The 19,728-nt window shown below is 53.9% G+C and carries 16 protein-coding genes; 4 read left to right on the top strand and 12 right to left on the bottom strand.

Annotated elements, in window-relative coordinates:
- Positions 1 to 147 precede the first annotated feature (147 nt).
- The 8 genes from JIN87_RS05360 to JIN87_RS05325 form a co-directional block, all read right to left on the bottom strand.
- Positions 148 to 1,080: an AraC family transcriptional regulator gene (locus tag JIN87_RS05360; RefSeq protein ID WP_200354499.1), complete on the bottom strand. Its 933-nt coding sequence runs from the start codon at positions 1,078 to 1,080 to the stop codon at positions 148 to 150.
- Positions 1,081 to 1,336: 256 nt separating this feature from the next.
- Complete coding sequence (locus tag JIN87_RS05355) at positions 1,337 to 2,566, bottom strand: hypothetical protein (protein WP_200354498.1); 1,230 nt, start codon at positions 2,564 to 2,566, stop codon at positions 1,337 to 1,339.
- 15 nt (positions 2,567 to 2,581) lie between these two features.
- Positions 2,582 to 3,529, bottom strand: a complete 948-nt coding sequence (locus JIN87_RS05350) for an FAD:protein FMN transferase (protein WP_200354497.1) — start codon at positions 3,527 to 3,529, stop codon at positions 2,582 to 2,584.
- Position 3,530: 1 nt separating this feature from the next.
- Entirely contained in the window at positions 3,531 to 4,322 is a 792-nt protein-coding gene (locus JIN87_RS05345; RefSeq protein WP_200354496.1) for a PepSY-associated TM helix domain-containing protein, read from the bottom strand.
- A complete protein-coding gene (locus tag JIN87_RS05340; RefSeq protein ID WP_200354495.1) occupies positions 4,319 to 4,870 on the bottom strand; it encodes an FMN-binding protein in 552 nt (183 codons plus the stop codon). Before JIN87_RS05340 ends, JIN87_RS05345 begins: the two co-directional genes overlap by 4 nt.
- Positions 4,871 to 5,077: 207 nt before the next feature.
- Entirely contained in the window at positions 5,078 to 6,349 is a 1,272-nt protein-coding gene (locus JIN87_RS05335) for a porin (protein ID WP_200354494.1), read from the bottom strand.
- A 341-nt stretch (positions 6,350 to 6,690) separates the two neighbouring features.
- On the bottom strand, positions 6,691 to 8,616 hold the full coding sequence (locus tag JIN87_RS05330; protein WP_200354493.1) for a c-type cytochrome: 1,926 nt from the start codon (positions 8,614 to 8,616) through the stop codon (positions 6,691 to 6,693).
- Positions 8,617 to 8,642: 26 nt separating this feature from the next.
- Positions 8,643 to 10,478, bottom strand: a complete 1,836-nt coding sequence (locus JIN87_RS05325; protein ID WP_200354492.1) for a 3-keto-alpha-glucoside-1,2-lyase-like domain-containing protein — start codon at positions 10,476 to 10,478, stop codon at positions 8,643 to 8,645.
- 249 nt (positions 10,479 to 10,727) lie between these two features.
- Between JIN87_RS05325 and JIN87_RS05320 the strand changes: the two genes are divergently transcribed.
- The 3 genes from JIN87_RS05320 (at position 10,728) to JIN87_RS05310 (ending at position 15,599) form a co-directional block, all read left to right on the top strand.
- Complete coding sequence (locus JIN87_RS05320; RefSeq protein WP_200354491.1) at positions 10,728 to 11,378, top strand: nitroreductase family protein; 651 nt, start codon at positions 10,728 to 10,730, stop codon at positions 11,376 to 11,378.
- 323 nt (positions 11,379 to 11,701) lie between these two features.
- A complete protein-coding gene (locus tag JIN87_RS05315) occupies positions 11,702 to 14,476 on the top strand; it encodes a bifunctional aconitate hydratase 2/2-methylisocitrate dehydratase (RefSeq protein WP_200354490.1) in 2,775 nt (924 codons plus the stop codon).
- A 241-nt stretch (positions 14,477 to 14,717) separates the two neighbouring features.
- Positions 14,718 to 15,599 carry a CIA30 family protein gene (locus JIN87_RS05310; protein ID WP_200354489.1) on the top strand — a complete coding sequence of 294 codons (882 nt, stop codon included), beginning with the start codon at positions 14,718 to 14,720 and terminating at the stop codon, positions 15,597 to 15,599.
- 12 nt (positions 15,600 to 15,611) lie between these two features.
- On the opposite strand, the gene JIN87_RS05305 is transcribed toward JIN87_RS05310, so the two are convergent.
- Both JIN87_RS05305 and JIN87_RS05300 read right to left on the bottom strand, forming a co-directional pair.
- A complete protein-coding gene (locus JIN87_RS05305; protein WP_200354488.1) occupies positions 15,612 to 16,625 on the bottom strand; it encodes a cytochrome d ubiquinol oxidase subunit II in 1,014 nt (337 codons plus the stop codon).
- On the bottom strand, positions 16,622 to 17,944 hold the full coding sequence (locus tag JIN87_RS05300; RefSeq protein WP_200354487.1) for a cytochrome ubiquinol oxidase subunit I: 1,323 nt from the start codon (positions 17,942 to 17,944) through the stop codon (positions 16,622 to 16,624). The genes JIN87_RS05305 and JIN87_RS05300 overlap by 4 nt, the downstream gene beginning before the upstream one ends.
- A gap of 310 nt (positions 17,945 to 18,254) precedes the next feature.
- Between JIN87_RS05300 and JIN87_RS05295 the strand changes: the two genes are divergently transcribed.
- The gene (locus JIN87_RS05295) at positions 18,255 to 18,686 is read left to right on the top strand and encodes a hypothetical protein (RefSeq protein ID WP_200354486.1); all 432 of its coding nucleotides are present in this window, start codon (positions 18,255 to 18,257) and stop codon (positions 18,684 to 18,686) included.
- Here the strand turns inward: JIN87_RS05295 and JIN87_RS05290 are convergent.
- Positions 18,683 to 19,126: a thioredoxin family protein gene (locus tag JIN87_RS05290; RefSeq protein WP_200354485.1), complete on the bottom strand. Its 444-nt coding sequence runs from the start codon at positions 19,124 to 19,126 to the stop codon at positions 18,683 to 18,685. The two genes, JIN87_RS05295 and JIN87_RS05290, sit on opposite strands and share 4 nt — an antisense overlap.
- 55 nt (positions 19,127 to 19,181) lie before the next feature.
- A complete protein-coding gene (locus tag JIN87_RS05285) occupies positions 19,182 to 19,652 on the bottom strand; it encodes a transposase (RefSeq protein ID WP_200354484.1) in 471 nt (156 codons plus the stop codon).
- Positions 19,653 to 19,728 lie beyond the last annotated feature (76 nt).

Raw genomic sequence — 19,728 nt, 5'->3', positions numbered from 1 at the left:
CCCGCCTCCTCTAATTGACTGTGTTTCCGAAAATTTAAACGATGGGCAGATACTAGCAGTTTCAGCTCATTCGCTCCACCCCGAGCGGGATTTCGAAGACCCCGAGAGGGATTCTTTAGAAACGAGAAGAGAAAGGGAGGAGCGGCGCTATCCGGTCAGCTGGCTGGGATTGACGCCAAAGGCCTCTTTAAAGGCTCGGGCGAAGTGGGAGGGGTTGGAGTAGCCGACCGCATTTGCGACTTCGATGATGCTGATGCCACCTCGCTGCAGTTTAGAGCGAGCTGCCTCCATGCGCTTTTGGCGGAGGTATCCAAAAATGGTAGTACCGAAGCGCTGTTTGAAGCCGCGCTTGAGCTTGAATTCATTGAGATGCACGGCCCGGCTGATCTCGGCTATGGAGTGATCCTCGGCTAGACGCTCTTCCAAGATGCGGGCTGCCGCGGTGAGTGCGGTGTCTTCTCTGGCATTACCCTGTGGAATGATCGCTTTGCACGGCGAGAAGGCTGGTTGGTCGAGAATCAGGACAAGCCACTCGAGGGTCTTGGCTTCGATGAGCAGTCGCTCGCGGGTGGTCTCACCTTTGAGCTTCGAGAGTTCGTTGCCCAGGGCTTTAAGACGACCGTTTGAGGCGTGGTTGGATAGAAGCGGAGTTGTTTGGTCGAGGAGCTGCGGAGAGATCGTCTCGGAAAAGCCTGTCAGTCCCTCGGCGGCTTCGGGATCGAAACCGAGCCAGTGGAGTGAGCAGTCCGACTGGGCTGCGAACTGGAAAGGGGAGTTGGCGGGTTTGAGGAGGAGCCAGTCTCCGGCTTTGCAGTTGAGAAGGACGCCGTCGGCTTTTTTCAGCTGTAGTCTGCCCGATGTCAGATAGGCGATCTGAAGAAAGGAATGGGCAGGCCAGTCACAGTAGGTGTCGGTCGCCGATGCCCCGAACTCCGCGTGAACGAAACTCATGCCGGGCCGCTGCTCAAATCGATTGAGACTGACTTCTTGGTTTTCGGCGGATGCGGAGATGCGTGACGGCGCTTTGAATGGGCAAAACGTTGTCTGGTCGGTCGCTAAACTGTCGGCTCTTTCCGGCATCCAAAAGTCTTCGATTGAAAACGAGTAGGAGGATAAATGCCTGCGGAGGATCCTGTGTCAATTTCGTAAATGAGACGCAATCTCGTTAGGAGGGGGTGCGAGGTCGAAGCGTTGTTTCGAATAGGTGGAGGCTCGTGGTGGGAAGTGGCCTTGTGCGTGATCAAAGCTGCAGAGATCGCGACACAAGGTCGCTTCCCACAAATCGATCAAAGAAAACAAAAACCTGCTGCCGCGAGAGCGGTTCCTGCATCGAGTGTCAGCGAGATCCTGGCAGATTCATCCCTCGAAATCCACTGAGGCTGGTTAGAAAGAGACCGAAGACGAGGAAGCTGGAGCTGAGGAGCAGGATTCCTTGGGTCGGGAAGCTTGGCCAATCGCTAAGAATCGCCAGTGGCTGGTAGATGAGTACCAGTTCGCTCGCGACGAACCCGATGAGGTAAAGGGCGAGGCCGATGGCTACCGTTTTTGTGAAGCGGAGCCACCCGCATTCGATCGCGAGTACGAATAGGGCGGGGGTTACAAATCCCAGAAAAACCAGATGAAGAAAACTGATGGCGGCGAAGCGGTCGGATGCGAGGTACTCGAGCCCTGGCAAGCTGCCTGCGAATTGCATCCCGAATTTCAATACAAGCGAACCGAAGGCGAGGCTCACCAAAAATTGGGGACCGGTCTGTTGCGATCGGCAGAGTCGGTGGTGCAGCAATCGGTCGGCCGCGAGAAAATGGTAGCAACCGACGAGCTGTAGAACCGCTCCGATGGCAGAGAGAATTTTGAGAACGATGACGGGGCCGGCAAAGAGTCCAGATTGGCAGACTATCACGAGGCAGCCCACCATAAGCCAAGGAAATGCTCTGTTCGCTCCGTTTGAGAGAGCTGAGTCCTCTTCGAGATTTTGTAGAAAGGCAGCTAGCAGGAAGAAAACAAACCAGCCGTTGTATTGGAAATGCAGATAGAAATAGATGCAGTAGAGGTACCAGAAGCTATCCTTCAAGCCCATGGCGGATACAGGTCCGAGGCAAAGGGGACCGAGCCCGGAGAGAAGCATGAAGGTCAATGCTGCTCGTAAATACTTTCTGGATACTGTGTTTGCTCTAGAGGATGACCAGAGCATGACAGCGAAAAGGATGGAAACCAGAAGGTGCAGAGTCGAGAAGGCGATACTTACTGCTGCGTAACCTTGGAAAGGGAAACTGGCGAGCATGCCGACCACTGCGATTTGAGCGACGACTATGAGAAGGCGGCAGCGCTTAAGCTGTTGATTGGAGAGGAAGCGTCTTATGGAAATCGCGAAGAAGGCATTGAACACCCAGCCTAGGAATGCGATGTGCGAGTGGGTGTGGAGAAGGTGCGTGTATTCGAAATTTGGAAACGGAGAATAGGCGAACCAACGCAGTATGAATCCGAAGCCCGTTGCTACTAGGAGGAAGAGCAGGGCGGCACGGAAAGCGGTTCGGGCGAGCCGTTGACTATCGATTTGCTGGGTCACGCATGTGGGGCTGCCCTAGGCTCGAGGTACAGTGATCACTCGAATGTCAGGAAATGCCCCCTTTATCTTCTCGAAATGCTTGGGGGAGCAGGCGGAGAGTGCGGTTGACAGAGCGTCAGCTTCGGTCGCTGTGGGAGCGAGCACGTGCACGGCTGCAAACGAGTGCGAGCTTCTGCCAGTCTTTGGGTTTACGAGATGGTGAGCGCCGGGACTTGTCTCGAACTGGGTGCCGTAGCCTCCGGAAGAGGCGAGGGCTCTATCGCTCAGTTCGATGACGTCGGCGATTTCGCTCGGACTGAAAGGATCGGCTAGGCCAATGTTCCAGGGGCGACCTGCTGGATGTTGCCCAAGGGCTCGCTTTTCGCCAAGTTGGACGAGGGTGTCAGCCATGCCCTCGTTCATTAGGAGTTCAGCAATCTTGTCGGTGATAAAACCTTGGGCGATGCCGTTCAGAGTTAACTGAGCCCCCGAGGTGAGGAGGCGTATCGAGTTGGCACTTGCCTGAATATTTCGGAAGCCCACGAGTTGGCGCGCTTTTTCCAGCTCAGATGGAGACGCTCCGGTGCGAAGGGCTTCTACTACTGGATGGATACTTACATCGAACGCTCCGTCGGTTTTCTCACCGTAGGCGACGGCGGTAGTGAGCAACTCAAGAAACTCTGGCGAGGGGGATTGCAAGTACCCCAATTGATTCAAACGACTTAGTTCCGAACTATGATCGTAGAGGGTGAATATCGACTCAAGGCGTTGAAGTTCGGTGACGCAGCGTTGTAGAAGTGTGTTGGCTTTTCTCGAGTCTGTGTGGGCGATTTGGATACTCGCCTCGGATCCAAAGAGGATGCCGCTCCAGCTTTGGAGGTTCGGAGTTTTGCTCGCTCTTAGAATTGAGCTGCCGCTCACGAGAGCGAGCGATTGAATGGCTGCGATTTTGACGAATCTGCGTCTATTTACTTTTGGCTTCACTCTACTTCGACAGTGCCCGCTCACGGGCTTTTTTGAGGTACTTTGTTGTGTACCAGACTCCTGTTAGCGTAAGGAAAATCAGGCAGAGAGCAGAAAAATCGACAATCCATTTACCGATGGGTCCGAAGAAGTTTCCTGAGTGGATATCAAGGATGACACGATTCCAGCTGATGCCTTCTCCTCGGAAGGAGGCGACAAGGGCGGCCTCTAGATCGGGGGCTGCTTCGCTTGCATTGATAAACGAAGGAGCGAGAGGCGTTTCTAGTTTTTCCCAGGAAAGTAGGTCGGCATCCGCTCGAAAGAACCCTTCGCTTGTTTCGAGTATTGCTCGTCCGGTCTCTGATGAGTGGATGCTTATCGCAGTGCCAGCGGGGAGGGAGGATCCGCTTAGCGATTCGATTAACTCCCCTTCACGTGAGATCATGGCCAAGCTCGATCCCGTCAGGGCGAGATGAAAGGGGGCTAGGCTTGCGACTCCTTTGAGTACACCTGAGGGAGCGATTAAATCTGTATTGAAATAGAGATTACCCGAGAAATGGCTGATACTATCTTCGTCGACCTTATAGTGGACGAGCTCTCCCTCGGGCTCGATTCCGTACCATTTATAGATCCAGTCTGCTTCGACTCGTTTGTTATCCAGATCGAGATCGACGGTGTGATTCAATAGGATACCGGTTACGCAGATGGCGATGAAGATAGCGGAGAGCGCGACTCCGATACGACGGTGCCAACGAAGCAAGGCACGTCCTGGACCGCGGCGAAGCGGCGTTTTCCTCTTGGCTGCGGGACTCACTTTTCTGAATCCTTTGGTTCGGTGACTTGATGGAAGTACAGAGCGAGGCGACTTAGTTTTTTCAGGGCGTTAACCGAAAGGGTGGCGCCCGCGATGCCGTCGATATTTTTGTTCAGTCGCTTCTTCTCCGTGAGTTCAGTTTCTTTGAACTGGTCTGTGAAAAATGGATACTTGACCTCCCAGCCGTGGGACTCTCGGTACACTAGGACTTTGAGACGAGCGATCTTGCCGTCTTCAACGACGATACCAGTGGTGATGGGCTTTACCTTGCCGATTTCTTCTAGGATCCAAGCGCTGCGGTTCCCATCCCTCCAGTAGCGGATGCGGGCGGCAGGATAATCATGCCCAAGGATCTCTTTTACCGTGGGTTTAACGGATTTCGTGAGCCAGAGAGCTTTCGGAGTGGGGACTCCCTCATTGAAGGTTTGGGTCAGAAAATCCTCTTGGGAGAGGTAGGTTTCTTCCTTTGCCCCTTTTGCGTCAGAAGTATGCGGATACGCCAAAGCCAGGAGGAGTAGGGTGAAAATGGGCTTTAGCAGTTTGGTCATGGAATGATTCGAGATACTGTGGGGATATCTTGGTGAGGAAAGAAAATTGATTCTTTGTTGGAGGGCAACGTGTCTTTGCTTCGGAGCTGGGATCAGGTTGTTGCGGCAACGACGGAGCGTTGCCCTCCGGTTCTGAAGACGGGAAAGCCGAGAGGGCGAAGGTGCTCTCTCGGCTGTGCTAGTTATTCCGAAATTTTTGTGGCTCTCTTAGAAATGGTAGCCAACGCCGAGGTTGATGATTTCCTCGTCCTTTGAGGAGTCAGCGTAATCGGTGAATTGGACGTCGGCTTTGAAAACGACGTTTTCGATTGGCCAGTAGTTCACGCCCACGTCGAAGAAGGCGTTCTTGGAGCTCGACGAGTCGCCAGCCGCGTTGTCGTAAGCGCTGTAGCGACCGAAGAAGCCAACGTCTCCGCGCTCGGTTGGGAAACGGTAGGATGGCTCGATGTAGTAGCCGTATTGCTCGTCCGCACCGATCGCGGCAGGAGCGGCACCGGAGATGTCCCAGCGAGCGTAGAGGGCGCGAAGACCGAACCCGCCGCGCTCGATGTCTGCGTGAGCGGTAATGAGAGTCGCGTCGTTGGTTTCAGCGAGCGTGCTCTGAGCGACGTCCTGCTGGTACTGAGCGGAGAAGCCGAGCTGTACGCCTGGCATGCCGCTGTAGGTAGCGCGACCGGTGACGGCTGCATCGGAGAATTCGGCGTTGCCAACCTTTTGGCGACCGCTGCGGATGTTGTAGGCTTTGCTGCCGGAAGTGGGAACGAAGAGGCCGGAGTGAATCGCTGTGTCGAAGGCCCAGCCGCTTTCGTTGGTGTGGGTGTAAGCGAGGCCGCCTTCCCACCAAGTGGTTGGGATGATGTTCTTTTCTACACCGTTACGCTCTACGCCGTAGAAGGTGGCGGGCTCATGGGTTTCGTTGAGGATGCCGACTGGGAGGAGGAAGAGGCCTGCCTTGGCCTTGTCAGTGTCGTTGAGATCGAACTCGATGTAAGCCTGTTCCAGCTCGACTTCACCGGCCTTGCCTTCGCCAGCGATTGAGTGTTCGAGCTCGATTTCGGACATGAAGCGAACATTGTCGTTGAACTCCTTGTCGATGAAGAGAACCCAGCGGTGGAAATCGACTTGGTCTTTGCGGCCGATGTTGAAGTGAAGCTCACCGTAGCCGCCAAGGCCGACGCCGCCGACAGAGTTGTTGGTAGGGCTCGCTGCCGATCCAGTTGGGATGGACTCAACGAAAGTCGCTGTGGCTTCGATCTGCTCGGTGGCGACCTCGATCGCGACCTCAGTTTCTTCGACCTTTTCCTCGGTCATGCCAACGCGCTCCTTGAGAGCGGCGATCTCTTCTTGTTGCTTGAGGATCATCTGCCACATCTCTTCACGAGTAGGGAGATTCTCCTGAGCGCTAAGTGCTCCGGTGAGGAGAGAGAGAGCAGTGATGCCGGTGATGGAAGTTCGTTTCCAGTTTTGTAGTTTGTTCATCGATAGTGATGTAAAAATTCTGAGGCGGCGGATAATGCCCGAAAAGTTATCCGCTTTCAGCTCCGAGAGGGATTTTGGAGACCCCGAGAGGGATTTTTTGAGGGTTTTCACCCCGAAACGGAATTTGGGAACCCGAAAAGGAGGGCTACGCTCCGTCGAAGCCTAGCCTGTGTGATTGGGTTGTGCGGCAACGGCGGAGCAATGCCCTCCTAGCTACCTGCTGAGGGCAATCGAGATGGGCTGAATCCGGAACGCTCTTGATGGATACTAGCGAGCGTGTCTACGTCCAATTGAGGTTTTGCTCCGGCGGGTGCCTATTTGCCGGAGGCGAGCAGAACCGCTTACGGGGCTGGAGCTTTGTTGCTGCCTTTGAGGGAGTTTATGTATCTGGCGATAGCGAGCGCTTCGGCTTCTGGGACGTGAGGCATAGGCGCCATCGGAGTCGCGTAGTCTGGCCAGTTTTCCGGTTCTGGTTTATAGATTAGCTCTACGATACGTTCTGGCGAGTAGTCACGTTGGGCGATTTCTGAGAAAGAGGGCCCGATCACCCGCTTGTCTGCGTGGTGGCAAGCAGTGCAGGTGTTTTTCATCAGAAGCTCTTGAGCGACCGCTGGATCAATTCCCCCATCAGGGGATTGAGCGTTAAGGTCTAGTGCTTTCTTTTCGCTGCGGCGAGTGGAGAGCAGGTTCCGATCAATCCCTTCTCCTTGAGGAAATGCGTTGAGTGTGTAGAAGGCTGAAGCGTGGAGGAGCGGGTGGTTGTTCTCCGCATCACGAAGATCTCGGGCATGGATTTCGTGTACGTAGTATTGGCGTAGGTTCGCTACCGTAAGGTATGCTTTGAGTCTGTCATCGGACAGATGCACTCCGGTGAATTCTAAGTCTTCGATGTCGTGCTGTGGGCTGCCGTAGGCTGGGTGATACTTGTAAATGTAACTGCGACCTGAATACGAAGCGAGGTCGAGGGCAGTTTCCTTGTCCACCGGTTTTGTGAACTCGATCTCGAACCCGTCAGGTTTAGCGCGGACCGTTTTCATCTCAAAGGGAACCTTACCGTTCCATTCTATGAACTCCAGGCCGTGGGCTTCGTCGCCAGCAGATCCCCAGCCTCGATTCGTTTGCCCGGCGAATAGACTTTGGTTTGGGCCCCAGTCGAGTCGCAGAACTCCGCTTTGGAACCCAGAGCGGAAGTCGAAGGCGACACCTTGGTATTCTCCTTGTACCTTTTCGAGGGAGACGCGCATGATTTTGCTTTGTCCTTGGTCACCCACGAAGAGCTGTCCAGAGAATGGTCCAAAGTTGCCCTCGCTTTCATCTACGACGATCTCGGCATTTGATACGCCCAGAATTCCGTGAGGGAGTATAACGGCGGGCAGGCGAAAATTTGGAAAGCTCTCTAGTAGCTCGTAGTTGAAGTCTGGATCTTTTTCATCGGGAATGTTTTCAGGTTTTATGTAGAACCCGTTGGCATTCTTCATTTGACGGTGGTCGAGATGTTGCTCGAAGATCGCTTCGGTCATCTCGACTGGAGAACTGGCGTGCTCCGCCCAGCGAAGGCCGGCAGGGTGAGCGACGAAGTCGCCTTTTTCCAAGTGCCATAGTCCGCCAGACCCGACCCAGTCGCCTTGATTGTCTGTATAGAAGAGCTCGCCTTCATACATACCAAGTCCAGCGGGAGAACGAAGGCCAGTGGCCCATGGTTCGATTTCGCCGTCCGGATGGATCTTCAATGCCCAACCACGCCAAGGGACACGGCTTTCACCACGCCACCACTCTTCGTCGCCGAAGGCGATGTTTGTAGTGACGAAGAAGGTACCGTCTTCGGCGAGCTTCGGTCCGAAGGAATATTCGTGGTAGAAGGCGCTGAGAGGCCAAGCGGCGACCGTTTCGTAGATGTCGGCTCGCTCGTCGCCGTTGGTATCACGGAGTCGAGTCAGCTCACCGTTTTGAGCTGCGTAGAGGTCGCCTTGATGGAAGAGAAGTCCGAGTGACTCGTGCATGCCCTCGGCGAAGAGTTTGAACTCCGGGGCGAGTCCACCTTGCATCGTTGGGTTGTCTATGAGCCAAACTTGGCCTCGTCGAGTGGATACAGCGATACGTCCTTCAGGTAGCTGAGCGATCCCTCCGACCTCGAGCAAGACGCCTTCAGGGGCTTTGACGGTATGGATCGGATAATAATCGGCCTCGGTTGGAGTTTCCGCCGAAGCGTAGCTAAAAGAGGTCGCAGCTAGAGAAAGAGCGGTGAGGAGATGTAGTGAATGCTTCATTACGGTGTTATCTGTTTTCTAGCTGTTTACCAAATGAGAGAGTAAGAAAGGGGGGTGCCGTCGAATGGGAGTTGGAGCTCTAGCCCCGTCGCCGTGCGGACAAACTCCACTTCCTGTTCAGGAGATAGTTGGATATAGTAACTCAAGTCGTCTAGTGCGTAGAGACCAGAGCCCACGTCTTCTACATTTTTGGCGTTTGCGATGGTAACAGTGAAGGGGCTGATTGTTTGCTCCTCGTCGGATAGCGAAAGTGTGTAGGAGAGTTGCTTGCCCTTCATTTCAGGCTCGATGGCAATTTTGTATCCGACGTTCTGATATTGATAGCGGAAGGTGGGGAGTCCTGTCTCTGGGCTTAGCGCATAGCCCTTGGCCGTAAGGCCGTTCTTGCCACTCTCGTTGGGGGGCGTGATCGGGAAAGGAGACTGTGGGTTGTACATCTGAGCAGCCCCACGAGGACTGTAGGTTCCGTCGCCGCGATTGTACCACATGGAGGTGGTGTCGATGAACTTGCCTCTCCAACTTGCGAGTAGGGCAGCTCGCTCGAGGTCAAAGGCGTAGTGTGTCCCGCTCGGGTCGCCAACTGCGATGCTGTGACCGACTTTCTTATCGAGTGCATGGAAGAATCCTCGTTGAAGTCGAGGTTCTGCTCCCACTTCGTGATAGATCGGTCCGATCACATCGAGCCGTTCGGGGAACGAGTCGGGAGAGGTGAGGCGAGCTGGGTGAGTGCTACTTCCCTCGATCTGTACAAGTAGGCGAGGGTCTTCCCAGATAATGTCTTTGTAATGGTAAATCTCGACTTTGTGAGATCCCTTGTTGAGCGAAATGCTGGCTCGATTATCACCGTAAGTCGTACCGTTCTGCTGGTCGATCAGGCGTTGCCCGTTCACATCCAGAACCATGGCTCCGATTTGCTTGACTGAAAAGGTGTATTCGTCTGCTCGCGGTACGGTAAGCGTCATCTTCGTGTGGATACCGTATTCGTCACGTTTACCGGTCACATTGGCATCGAGAAGCGCTGCCGATGACTTGCCGGTGGGGTTGCTAGCCAGCATGTGGTCGATGTCGTTGAACGCTCCTTCGTAGTGTGTAGAGCTGAAGTCGCTTGTCTCGTACTCCAGGTTCTCGAGCAAGCGGTAGCGAACGTTTCGAAACGCGACTGGACCGTGATCGCCTTGAATCATGATTGGTCCTTTGGCGACTTCATCGTGGGAAATGGGGCCTCCTGTTAGTCGTGGAACCTCGATGTTTTGGTGGATGCGTATTCCATTTAGGTCAACGAAGTCGAAACGTGCGTTCGCGATCTTGTTTCCGTTTGAATCGAACTGAGGCGCTCTGAAAAGGAGATGGAGCGTCTGCCAGAGGCCGGGAGCCTTGGCAGCGTTGCTACGAGGAGCGATCCCTCGGAAGGCCTTCTCGGGTTCTTCTTCCCAGTTGCGGAAAATGCCGCCGATGTCGGCGAAGCTTGGATTTTTGACGCCCCAACTGTCTAGGAGTTGCAGCTCGTAGCGACCTTGCAGATACAAGCCGGAGTTCGAGCCCCGTGGCATCATGACTTCGAGGCTGATCTCGATGTCGCCGTGTTCGAGTCGGCTTACGATGTGATCCTTGGTTTTGTCGTCGTTCTGGTTGAGAAGAATACCGCTGCCGTCGCTCGTACTGAGGGCTCGGGCGGCGTCTTCAGGGTCGTGCGCATTGATCCTAGGATCCATGGTGACCGACTCGACGACCCGCCAATTTCCCGCTTGTGGGCGAAATGCTTCGAGGGAGTCAAGGGGTAGTGTTTCCCATGTTTCGGCTTGGGCTTGGACGATTGTGAATAGGCTTGCGAGAATACTGATGAATCTTGGCACTGAGGTCATAGTTGAACGGGGTTAGCCGGTCTCGTTGTGTTGGGGCGGGCAAAGTGATTTCGCTAAAGACTGGGTAAAGGCGAAGTTGGTTCGAGTACTTGTTTATTCATGTTGTTGTACAGGTGCAAATCAGCGGGGGAAGTTGTGTGCACAAGGATTCCGTACTCATCGTTGAAGGATGGTCGTGGTCTAGGTTCTCACTCGAGTTTTCGCTCTTTGGCATGGACAGGTTGCAGAGGTGCTTACTTGTTTTTGGCCATGTCTGATACGAATGTCGCCCGAATCGCGTCCGAGTTGTTCAAAGAACGTTGTACCTCCAAAGCATTGGCTGAGGAGGCTTGGCCTGTGCCTGATCAAGACGGAGAGAAACTCGCCGCAATTCTCGAAGCGGCAGGTTGGGCTCCCTTTCACAAGCCGGCGGCTCGGGAGTATCGTGTGGGCGATCAAGATGGCATTGAGCCGTGGCGTTGCCATGTGCTCGATGCAAAACAATGCAGGGAGCTGAGGCAGCGTTTACTCGATGCCGGTGACACTACCAAGATCCCGAAGATGTTAGCGGTGGCGGACTACTTGATCCAAGTGACCTGGCTGCAGGAACCAAGGGCGGAGTCGGACGATTCTCTTTTTGATCCGAGTATCCAAAATATGGAGCATATCGCTGCTGCGTCGGCTGCGATCCAGAATATGTTGTTGGCGGCTACGGCGAGGGAGATTCCCAACTATTGGTCAAGTGGCGGCAAGCTGAGATCGCCAGAGGTGTTCGAGATGTTGGGAATTACCAGCGAGGAAATCTTGCTCGGCTCTGTGTTGCTCTTCCCGAGGGATTTGGAAGGAGCGCAGGTTAAGGCGGGTGCTCTACGGCACTCGCGTAGCGAGGTGGGGCAATGGTCTCGTCGCGTTGAGCTTTAGGGGAGTATTGTCCGCAAAGGTAGAGCCCGCTGTCCCTAGCGGGCAAATGCGTTTGAAGTGGTTTTGTGTCCGTTGGGGACAACGGACGCTACCTCAGGGAATGATGCTTGTTTTAGTCGTTTATGTTGTTGCGAGAGAGCCTTTCTGACCGGGTGGTTCCGTTGAAATGATCCGAAATCATGAGAGACATTCGACTCAGTCATACTTCGTGCGAAACCGGCTCATGGAAACGGTCTAAAATCCGTGTTGGAAGCCTCTATAATAGGGCGAGGGCAAATTCTTCTTGAAAAGAGGAGGATCCGAGAGTGATTTCTTTCGGCCTCATGAGCTTGTATTCCGACTATATTCAGGAAATCGAAGAACGAAAAGGCCAAGGCTTGAGCCCCAAGCCAATTGATGGCGGCGAACTGCTTGCGGAAATCGTTGAGCAGATCAAGGATCTGGAGAACGCAGATCGAGAGGAGTCTCTCAAGTTTTTCATTTACAACACTTTGCCGGGCACAACTAGTGCAGCTGGCGTAAAAGCTAAGTTCCTCAAGGAAATCATCCTTGGCGAATCGAAGGTCGAAGAGATCACGCCAGAGTTCGCTTTTGAGCTGCTGTCGCACATGAAGGGTGGCCCTTCGATCGAAGTCCTTCTCGATCTCGTCCTCGAGGGAAGCGATATCGCAATCGCGAAAAGCGCTGCAGAGGTCCTCAAGACGCAAGTCTTCCTCTACGAGGCAGATACGGAACGCCTCGCCGTAGCGTTCAAGGCAGGTTGCCCTATTTCCAAGGAGATCCTCGAGAGCTACGCGAAGGCTGAATTTTTCACGAAACTTCCTGAGGTTGAGGAGACAGTCGATGTTGTCACGTTCATCGCTGGTGAGGGGGATATCTCCACCGACCTGCTTTCTCCAGGTAACCAAGCCCACTCCCGCTCCGACCGCGAACTGCACGGCAAGTGCATGATTTCCGAGGAAGCTCAGAAGGAAATCCAAGCGCTGCAAGCGGCTCACCCGGGTAAGCGTGTCATGCTGATCGCCGAAAAGGGCACAATGGGGGTTGGTTCATCTCGTATGTCCGGCGTGAACAACGTTGCTCTGTGGACAGGAAAGCAAGCCAGCCCGTACGTTCCTTTCGTGAACGTTGCTCCAATCGTAGCGGGCACAAACGGGATTTCTCCAATCTTCCTGACGACTGTTGACGTAACGGGTGGTATCGGCATCGACCTCAAGAACTGGGTCAAGAAGACTGATGAAAACGGCAACACGGTTCTCGACGAGAACGAAGAGCCCGTTCTCGAGCAAGCGTACTCCGTTGAAACCGGCACTGTGCTGACTATCAATATCAAGGAGAAGAAGCTCTACAACGGCGACAAGGAGCTCATCGATATTTCCGCATCGCTCACTCCACAAAAGCTCGAGTTCATCAAGGCAGGCGGATCGTACGCGATCGTATTCGGAAAGAAACTACAGAACTTCGCAACGCAGACGCTTGGTGTCGCGGGCGAACAAGTATTCGCTGCTTCCAAGGAGATTTCTCACGAAGGCCAAGGTCTCACCGCGGTTGAAAAGATCTTCAACAAAAACGCAGTGGGTGTTGCCGAAGGAAAGACTTTGCACGCAGGGTCCGACGTTCGCGTTAAGGTGAACATCGTTGGATCTCAGGACACCACTGGTTTGATGACTTCTCAGGAGTTGGAAGCGATGGCGGCGACCGTCATTTCTCCGACTGTAGATGGCGCGTACCAATCAGGCTGTCACACCGCTTCGGTTTGGGATAAGAAGGCTCAGGCCAATATCCCGAAGCTCATGAAGTTCATGCATGGTTTCGGTCTGATCACGGGTCGTGACCCGAAGGGCGAGTACCACGCGATGACAGACGTTATCCACAAGGTTTTGAACGACCTTACTGTTGACGACTGGGACATCATCATTGGCGGCGACTCTCACACGCGTATGTCCAAGGGCGTCGCATTCGGAGCTGACTCCGGAACTGTTGCTCTCGCTCTCGCTACGGGTGAAGCGACCATGCCGATCCCTCAGTCCGTAAAGGTGACTTTCAAGGGCGACATGAAGGAGTACATGGACTTCCGCGACGTCGTTCACGCTACTCAAGCTCAGATGCTGCAGCAGTTCGGAGAGAACGTTTTCCAGGGTCGCATCATCGAAGTGCACATCGGAACGCTTCCAGCCGACCAGGCTTTCACGTTCACTGACTGGACTGCGGAAATGAAGGCGAAGGCATCAATCTGTATTTCACAGAATGATACGCTTATCGAGTCCCTCGAAATCGCGAAGAGCCGCATTCAGATTATGATCGAAAAGGGCATGGATAACGACACCCAGGTTCTTCAAGGTTTGATCGATAAGGCGAACAATCGTATCGCTGAGATCCGCTCTGGCGAAAAGCCAGCGCTCACTCCAGACGCGGATGCGAAGTACTTTGCAGAGTTCGTCGTAGACCTCGACGTGATCGTCGAGCCAATGATCGCCGATCCTGACGTACACAACGAAGATGTATCCAAGCGTTACACACACGATACGATCCGAGATCTCACTTTCTACGGTGGAGACAAGAAGGTCGATCTCGGCTTTGTCGGTTCCTGCATGGTTCACAAAGGTGATATGAAGATCGTAGCCAAGATGCTCCGCAATCTCGAGGAGCAGTATGGCAAGGTCGAATTCCAAGCGCCTCTCGTTGTGACCGCTCCGACTTACAACATCATCGAGGAGCTCAAGGCAGAAGGTGACTGGGAAATGCTCCAGAAGTATTCAGGCTTTGAATTCAATGATGAAGCGCCCAAGAACACGGCTCGCACCGAGTACGAGAACATTCTCTATCTAGAGCGTCCTGGCTGTAACCTTTGTATGGGTAACCAAGAGAAGGCTGCCAAGGGTGACACGGTACTCGCGACTTCCACTCGTCTCTTCCAAGGCCGAGTCGTTGCCGATTCCGATCGCAAGAAGGGTGAGTCGCTGCTCGCGTCTACACCAGTGGTTGTTCTCTCTGCGATCCTAGGCCGCATCCCGACTATTGAGGAGTACAAGAAGGCTGTCGTTGGTATCAGCCTGACGAAGTTTGCTCCGCCACGTGAGCCGATGCTCGCGAGCTAAGCCAAAGTCGATACAAGCAATTTGAGACGAGGATGACTGTCACTGACGGTCATCCTCTTTTTTTGTGTGGATGTGCTCATGGTAGGGCTCGACGGCCCGGCGAGCCGAATGCGCGATGCGGTCCGCCCGGCGGTCGGACCCTACCTGCGAACAATGAACCGATTCGGAAACTGTTCAGGGCCTTCGTGAGATGAGGTTGAGCGTTTATCGTGTTATGACGTTACCAATCGTACGATCCACCATGACGAGTCTTTGTTTTTCCTTGTTCTCATCCTTGTCGCTAGCTGATTCGCAGGAGATCTCGGGGGTCTCTGAGCTCGTCCTTGATTTTAGTGATCCGAGCGTCTTGCGGGATTGGGGGGTGGTAAACGACTCGGTTATGGGAGGAGTATCTCGAAGCAGTGTTCGACGTACTGATGAGGGAAATCTGCGTTTTAGCGGTATCCTTTCTTTGGAGAACAATGGTGGGTTCGCATCGGCTCGTAGCCGTGCTAGGCTCCTGGGGTTCGAAGGGGCGAGCGGTGTCACGTTGAGCGTTCGGGGTGATGGGAGGACCTACTATCTCGATCTGCGTTCGCGTTCTCAGAGCATGGCTGGTTCGTACCGGGCTGCGTTTGAGACGGTGGAGGGCGCCTGGACGAAAGTATATCTTCCCTTTGATGGGTTTGTGCGGCAATCGTTTGGTCGTCGACTCCCAGGATCCGTCGATCCAGGTAGGATCGACTCGATCGGTTTCACTTTGTCGGATAAGCAACCGGGAGCGTTTCAGCTCGAAGTGGCTTCCGTGGAGCGTGTTTTTTCTGAAGGCGAGAGTGGCTCGCAAGGGTTTGAAGCTGCTCCGATTGAGCCAACGACGTCGAGAGAACTTATCGAATTTGCGATTTCACGAGGGGTGCCTTTGTTCAATGAGGGCAACCACAGGGCTTGTGCCGACATTTACGAAATGGCGTGTCGCGCCTTAACTGCGATGCCTGAGCTCTCTGAGAGGGGAATGGAAATCGTGGGTACCGCTCTGCGTCGCATCGAGAGTGAGAGCGCTTTCGAAAGTGCGTGGACGCTTCGCTATGCTTTGGACGAAGTAATGGAGCTGCTGCCAGAGCCAACGAGCGGCTCCGACGTCTAGTGTTTGATGGTTTTAGTCGTAGCGGAGCTCCTGAGCTTTCCCTCGGAAGATCCAATAAGCGAGAGCGGTATATCCGACCATGAAGGGAAGAACGACTCCGGTTCCGATCAAAATGACTTTCAAGGAGGCGGGAGCAGCGGATGCTTCTACGATCTTCAACTGTCCCGGGATAATGTAGGGATAGAAGCTGTAAACTAGTCCCAAGAATCCCAATACAAAGATAGAAACGGAAATCGCGAAGGGCATCCAATTGAGTCGGTCTCCCTCGAGCGGGAGGATTGCGAGAATGAATCGCATGAGCAGCGTGAGGATAACCGAGATGAGTGGCATCGCTATGAGTAGGGTAATCTCGGGAAATGAGAACATGCGGTCATAGATGCGCGTATCTACGAAGGGCGCGACGGCACTGCTGAGCAGTGCTCCCGCTACCATGATGAGGATGGCTCGTTTGGCCCAGCTGATGGATTTCTTTTGCAGTTCGCCTTCCGTTTTCATGATCAACCAACATGAGCCCATCAGGGCGTAGCCAGCGACAACCAAGAGTCCGAAGAAGATGGCGAAGAGTTCGCTGATCAGCCCGATTTGGAAACCGATCATGAAGCGGCCCAGCATGTAGCCTTGGCTGAGCGCGATTCCAAGCGAGCTCCAGAAAAAGATGTGGTTCCATTTCGCTTGGGCTTCAGGGGCGACCTTCTTGCGGAAGTCGAAAGAGACGCCGCGAAAGATGAGGGCGATCATCATGAGGGCCACCGGTAGATAGAGGTTCGTCAGCACTACACCGTGGGCGGCTGGAAAGGCTACGAGTAGTAGTCCTACACCCAATACAAGCCAAGTTTCGTTGGCATCCCAAAAGGGGCCGATCGAGGCGATCATGCGGTCGCGTTGCTCGCTGCTCACGGAGCGGGACAGTAGACCGACTCCGATATCGTATCCATCCAGCACGGCATAGAGCAGCATGGAAAGGCCGATCAGAAATGCGAAGACGAATGGGAGCCATTCACCGTTTTGGAAAAAGTCAGAGTTCATGATGCGGCGAGCTCCTTGCTAGGGGTGGCGATCTCCTTGCGTGAAAGATAGAAGAGAGAGCCAATGTAGGCGACCAGAAGAATCGAGTAAGTAACGAGGTAGGCGGTCAGAGTAACAGCTACGTGCTCGGGAGGGAGATCCGCTACAGCGTCTTTTGTTTTGAGGATGCCGGTAACCAGCCAGGGTTGCCGGCCGATTTCGGTTACGTACCAGCCAGCGACTGAACCCACCCATCCTGAGAAGGTCATGGCCAGAAGCAGCTTGAGGAAGAAGGGTGGCCATCCCCGCTTTTTCCAGAGCAGGTAGAGTCCGAGGAAGGCGGTTGCGATCATGAGTCCTCCCACTCCGAGCATGACCCGAAAGCTCCAGAATACGGGGCCAACCCGTGGGTTCTCGCCCTCGAAGTCATTCAGTCCTTGGACATGACCGTTCGGGTCGCGTGTAATGATGAGGCTGCCCAGCTTGGGGATCGCTATCTCCATGTGGTTCTCCCGGTTCTCTTCATCGGGAATCGCGAACAAGACAAAGGGTGCTCCCTCTTCGCTCTCCCAAAGTGCTTCCATGGCGGCGAGCTTCTGTGGCTGGTAGTCGCGTGTATTCACTCCGTGGAGATCGCCCACGATTCCTTGGAGCGGGCCGAGGATCGCTGCGAGGATTATCGTGGTTTTTAGCCCTGTCAGGACGGCGGGGCGTTTGTCCCCCTTGAGATAGCGATAGGCAAGGAGTCCGGCAGCCAGGAACGCGACGGTGAGCCCAGAGCCGATCAATGTGTGGAAGAGGCGGTAGGGCATGGAGGGATTGAAAACGATGTCCCACCAGCTTTCGGCATGGGCAACGCCATCGATCATTACGTGACCGGTGGGCGTCTGCATCCAGCTGTCGAGTGCCAGTATCCAAAATGCGGATAAGGTGGTTCCGCCGGCTACCAAGAAGGTTGACAGTGAATGGAACCAGGCAGGGACTCGTCGAAATCCGTAGAGCATGACGCCGAGGAAGGTTGCCTCGAGAAAGAAGGCTGTGAGTACTTCGTAGGCGAGTAGGGGGCCGGCTATGTTGCCCACCGTGTTCATGTAGCCTGGCCAGTTGGTTCCGAACTGGAAGGACATGGTTACTCCACTCACGACACCGAGGCTAAAGCTGAGGGCGAAGACTTTGGTGAAGTAAAAATAGAGCTCCATCCAGAGGTATTCCTGGGTGCGACTGTATCGCCATTTGAAGAACAGCAGCAGCCAGCCCAGGCTGATGGTGATCGTGGGAAACAGGATATGGAAAGTGATGTTCGTCGCGAACTGGATGCGCGAGAGCAGAAATTCGTCCATGACAAGGTGGTGCCGCCGGGAGACCGGAAGCGTGCGTGTTGGTGTTCAATCGACCGGAACAGAGCGTTCCAGCTGGATCCTCGGATTAGATCTTTGAATGTTCGTACGCAATAAAGGACGGCTAATAGAGCACCAAGAAGTAGCTGTGGTAACAGCGGTGATTAGCTGTGGGTGTAGGAGGGATAGACTCGTTTCGCTTAAACGGTTCATAGCAAATACTCGGCAGCTTTGATGGGTTTCCCATGTACGGATGCGGTAATTTTCATAGCTTTGAAGGGATCCAGCTCTGGTTGGGCTAAACCTATAGCGTATGAATCCCGTGATAAATTTCCTTTTGGCGGTTTTTGTTGTGCTTGGCTGCACCGTCTTCACTGGCTGCAAAACGACCTCTAGCAGCGAGGTGGCTGAGCCGACGGTAAATCTAGAGGTTGGGTTGCCGATCGAGGAGCTCGTGGCTCAACTGGGAGAGCCTGCTCTGGTGAAGCCGATGGAGAACGAAAGAGAGGGCTTCGAGGTGTGGGTGTATCAGTTTGAGACGACTGATCTAGAGATGCTGCCTACTACAACTGTGTCGCGGCCCTACATAAATCCTATCACCGGTGAGATGCTATATGAAGAAGAGCCGGTTTACGAGGCGGTCGACAAAGTGAAGTCTGCAACGCTGGAGGTTCTTGTTAGCCGTGAAATGGTCGTCGCTTGGAAGACGAGCCAGGACGTCGACTACGAGTTCTCGAAGAATTAGTCATTGAGGGCTTCGATCGCTTTTAAGTAGACCGACGGGCTTTGAGAGGTGTAGTTGTGGGTTAGTATTGGATTTGTGGTTACGGGATCTAGAATGATCACTGTGGGGAAGTCCTTTATTTTGAACTTCTCTTGGAGAACCCGGTTGTGACGTGCCTGCTGTGGTGGAATGGAATTTCGTCTCGGGAAGTCTAGTCGAACCGGGATGGCAAGCTGTGGAAGCTCGGCTCTGATCTGCTCATCAGCGAAAAGTTCGCGCTCTAGTTTCTGGCACCAGTGGCACCAGTCAGATCCGGTGAAGAGAAGCAGGACTAGCTTGTCTTCTGCTTTTGCTTGGGAAAGCGCAGTTTCGTAGTTGGTTTGCCAGAGGGAGTCGGAGGCTTGAGCGATGGAGAAAGGGAAGAGAACGAGGAAAAGGAATAGCAGTTTGCAGGAGGGCAACGCTCTGTCGTTGCCTTTTGGATCGGGCTGCTGGCAACGACGGAGCGTTGCCCTCCTATTGCCAGAATAAGTCATTTTGTTTTCCTTTGTAGGGCCAGTCTTCAGTTCGATCGACGCGCTTGGCTCGAATCGGATTTTGCTGAACGTAGTCCCATTTGGCGGTGTAACTGTCTCCGGTTCTGAGCTGAGAATCCCAGCAATCGATTTGCCAGATGGGATGCTCTGAATTGTCAGGCCAATTCTGGGAGGCAATGGATTTCCAATACTTGACCCAAGCTTTGACAGGAAGGTGATTAGGATTGGCGGGCGAGCAAAATAGGTGGATGTGATCAGGCATGATCAGGTAGTGGCCCACTTGCCAATGGTCTGCTTTTGTCCACGCAGTGATGAGAGTTTGATGTGATTCTGGAAGGGCAAGGATCTGTCTTCGTTTATGTGTGCAAACGGTGAGAAATATGATGTTCGGTTTCTTGTCTGTATACAGAAGCGGGAGACTGGCAGGGTGTTTGCGTTGGTAGGATTCCATGGGTGAAAGCTTAGGACTCCAAGGTCGGAGGGCAACGTGTCTTCGTTGCTTTTTTGATCGGGTTGCTGGCAATGAC

The sequence above is a fragment of the Pelagicoccus mobilis genome, assembly GCF_016595505.1.
Classification (GTDB): domain Bacteria; phylum Verrucomicrobiota; class Verrucomicrobiia; order Opitutales; family Opitutaceae; genus Pelagicoccus; species Pelagicoccus mobilis.
The sequence above is the reverse complement of the archived record's forward strand: the minus strand, read 5'-3'. Positions and strand labels throughout refer to the sequence as shown.

Excerpts from the sequence above, each read along its gene's own strand:
- JIN87_RS05320 (WP_200354491.1), top strand. The coding sequence starts at position 10,728 with ATGTCTGATACGAATGTCGCCCGAATCGCGTCCGAGTTGTTCAAAGAA.
- JIN87_RS05325 (WP_200354492.1), bottom strand. The coding sequence starts at position 10,478 with ATGACCTCAGTGCCAAGATTCATCAGTATTCTCGCAAGCCTATTCACA.
- JIN87_RS05335 (WP_200354494.1), bottom strand. The coding sequence starts at position 6,349 with ATGAACAAACTACAAAACTGGAAACGAACTTCCATCACCGGCATCACT.
- JIN87_RS05315 (WP_200354490.1), top strand. The coding sequence starts at position 11,702 with ATGAGCTTGTATTCCGACTATATTCAGGAAATCGAAGAACGAAAAGGC.
- JIN87_RS05285 (WP_200354484.1), bottom strand. The coding sequence starts at position 19,652 with ATGGAATCCTACCAACGCAAACACCCTGCCAGTCTCCCGCTTCTGTAT.
- JIN87_RS05305 (WP_200354488.1), bottom strand. The coding sequence starts at position 16,625 with ATGAACTCTGACTTTTTCCAAAACGGTGAATGGCTCCCATTCGTCTTC.
- JIN87_RS05310 (WP_200354489.1), top strand. The coding sequence starts at position 14,718 with ATGACGAGTCTTTGTTTTTCCTTGTTCTCATCCTTGTCGCTAGCTGAT.
- JIN87_RS05360 (WP_200354499.1), bottom strand. The coding sequence starts at position 1,080 with ATGCCGGAAAGAGCCGACAGTTTAGCGACCGACCAGACAACGTTTTGC.
- JIN87_RS05340 (WP_200354495.1), bottom strand. The coding sequence starts at position 4,870 with ATGACCAAACTGCTAAAGCCCATTTTCACCCTACTCCTCCTGGCTTTG.
- JIN87_RS05300 (WP_200354487.1), bottom strand. The coding sequence starts at position 17,944 with ATGGACGAATTTCTGCTCTCGCGCATCCAGTTCGCGACGAACATCACT.
- JIN87_RS05295 (WP_200354486.1), top strand. The coding sequence starts at position 18,255 with ATGAATCCCGTGATAAATTTCCTTTTGGCGGTTTTTGTTGTGCTTGGC.
- JIN87_RS05330 (WP_200354493.1), bottom strand. The coding sequence starts at position 8,616 with ATGAAGCATTCACTACATCTCCTCACCGCTCTTTCTCTAGCTGCGACC.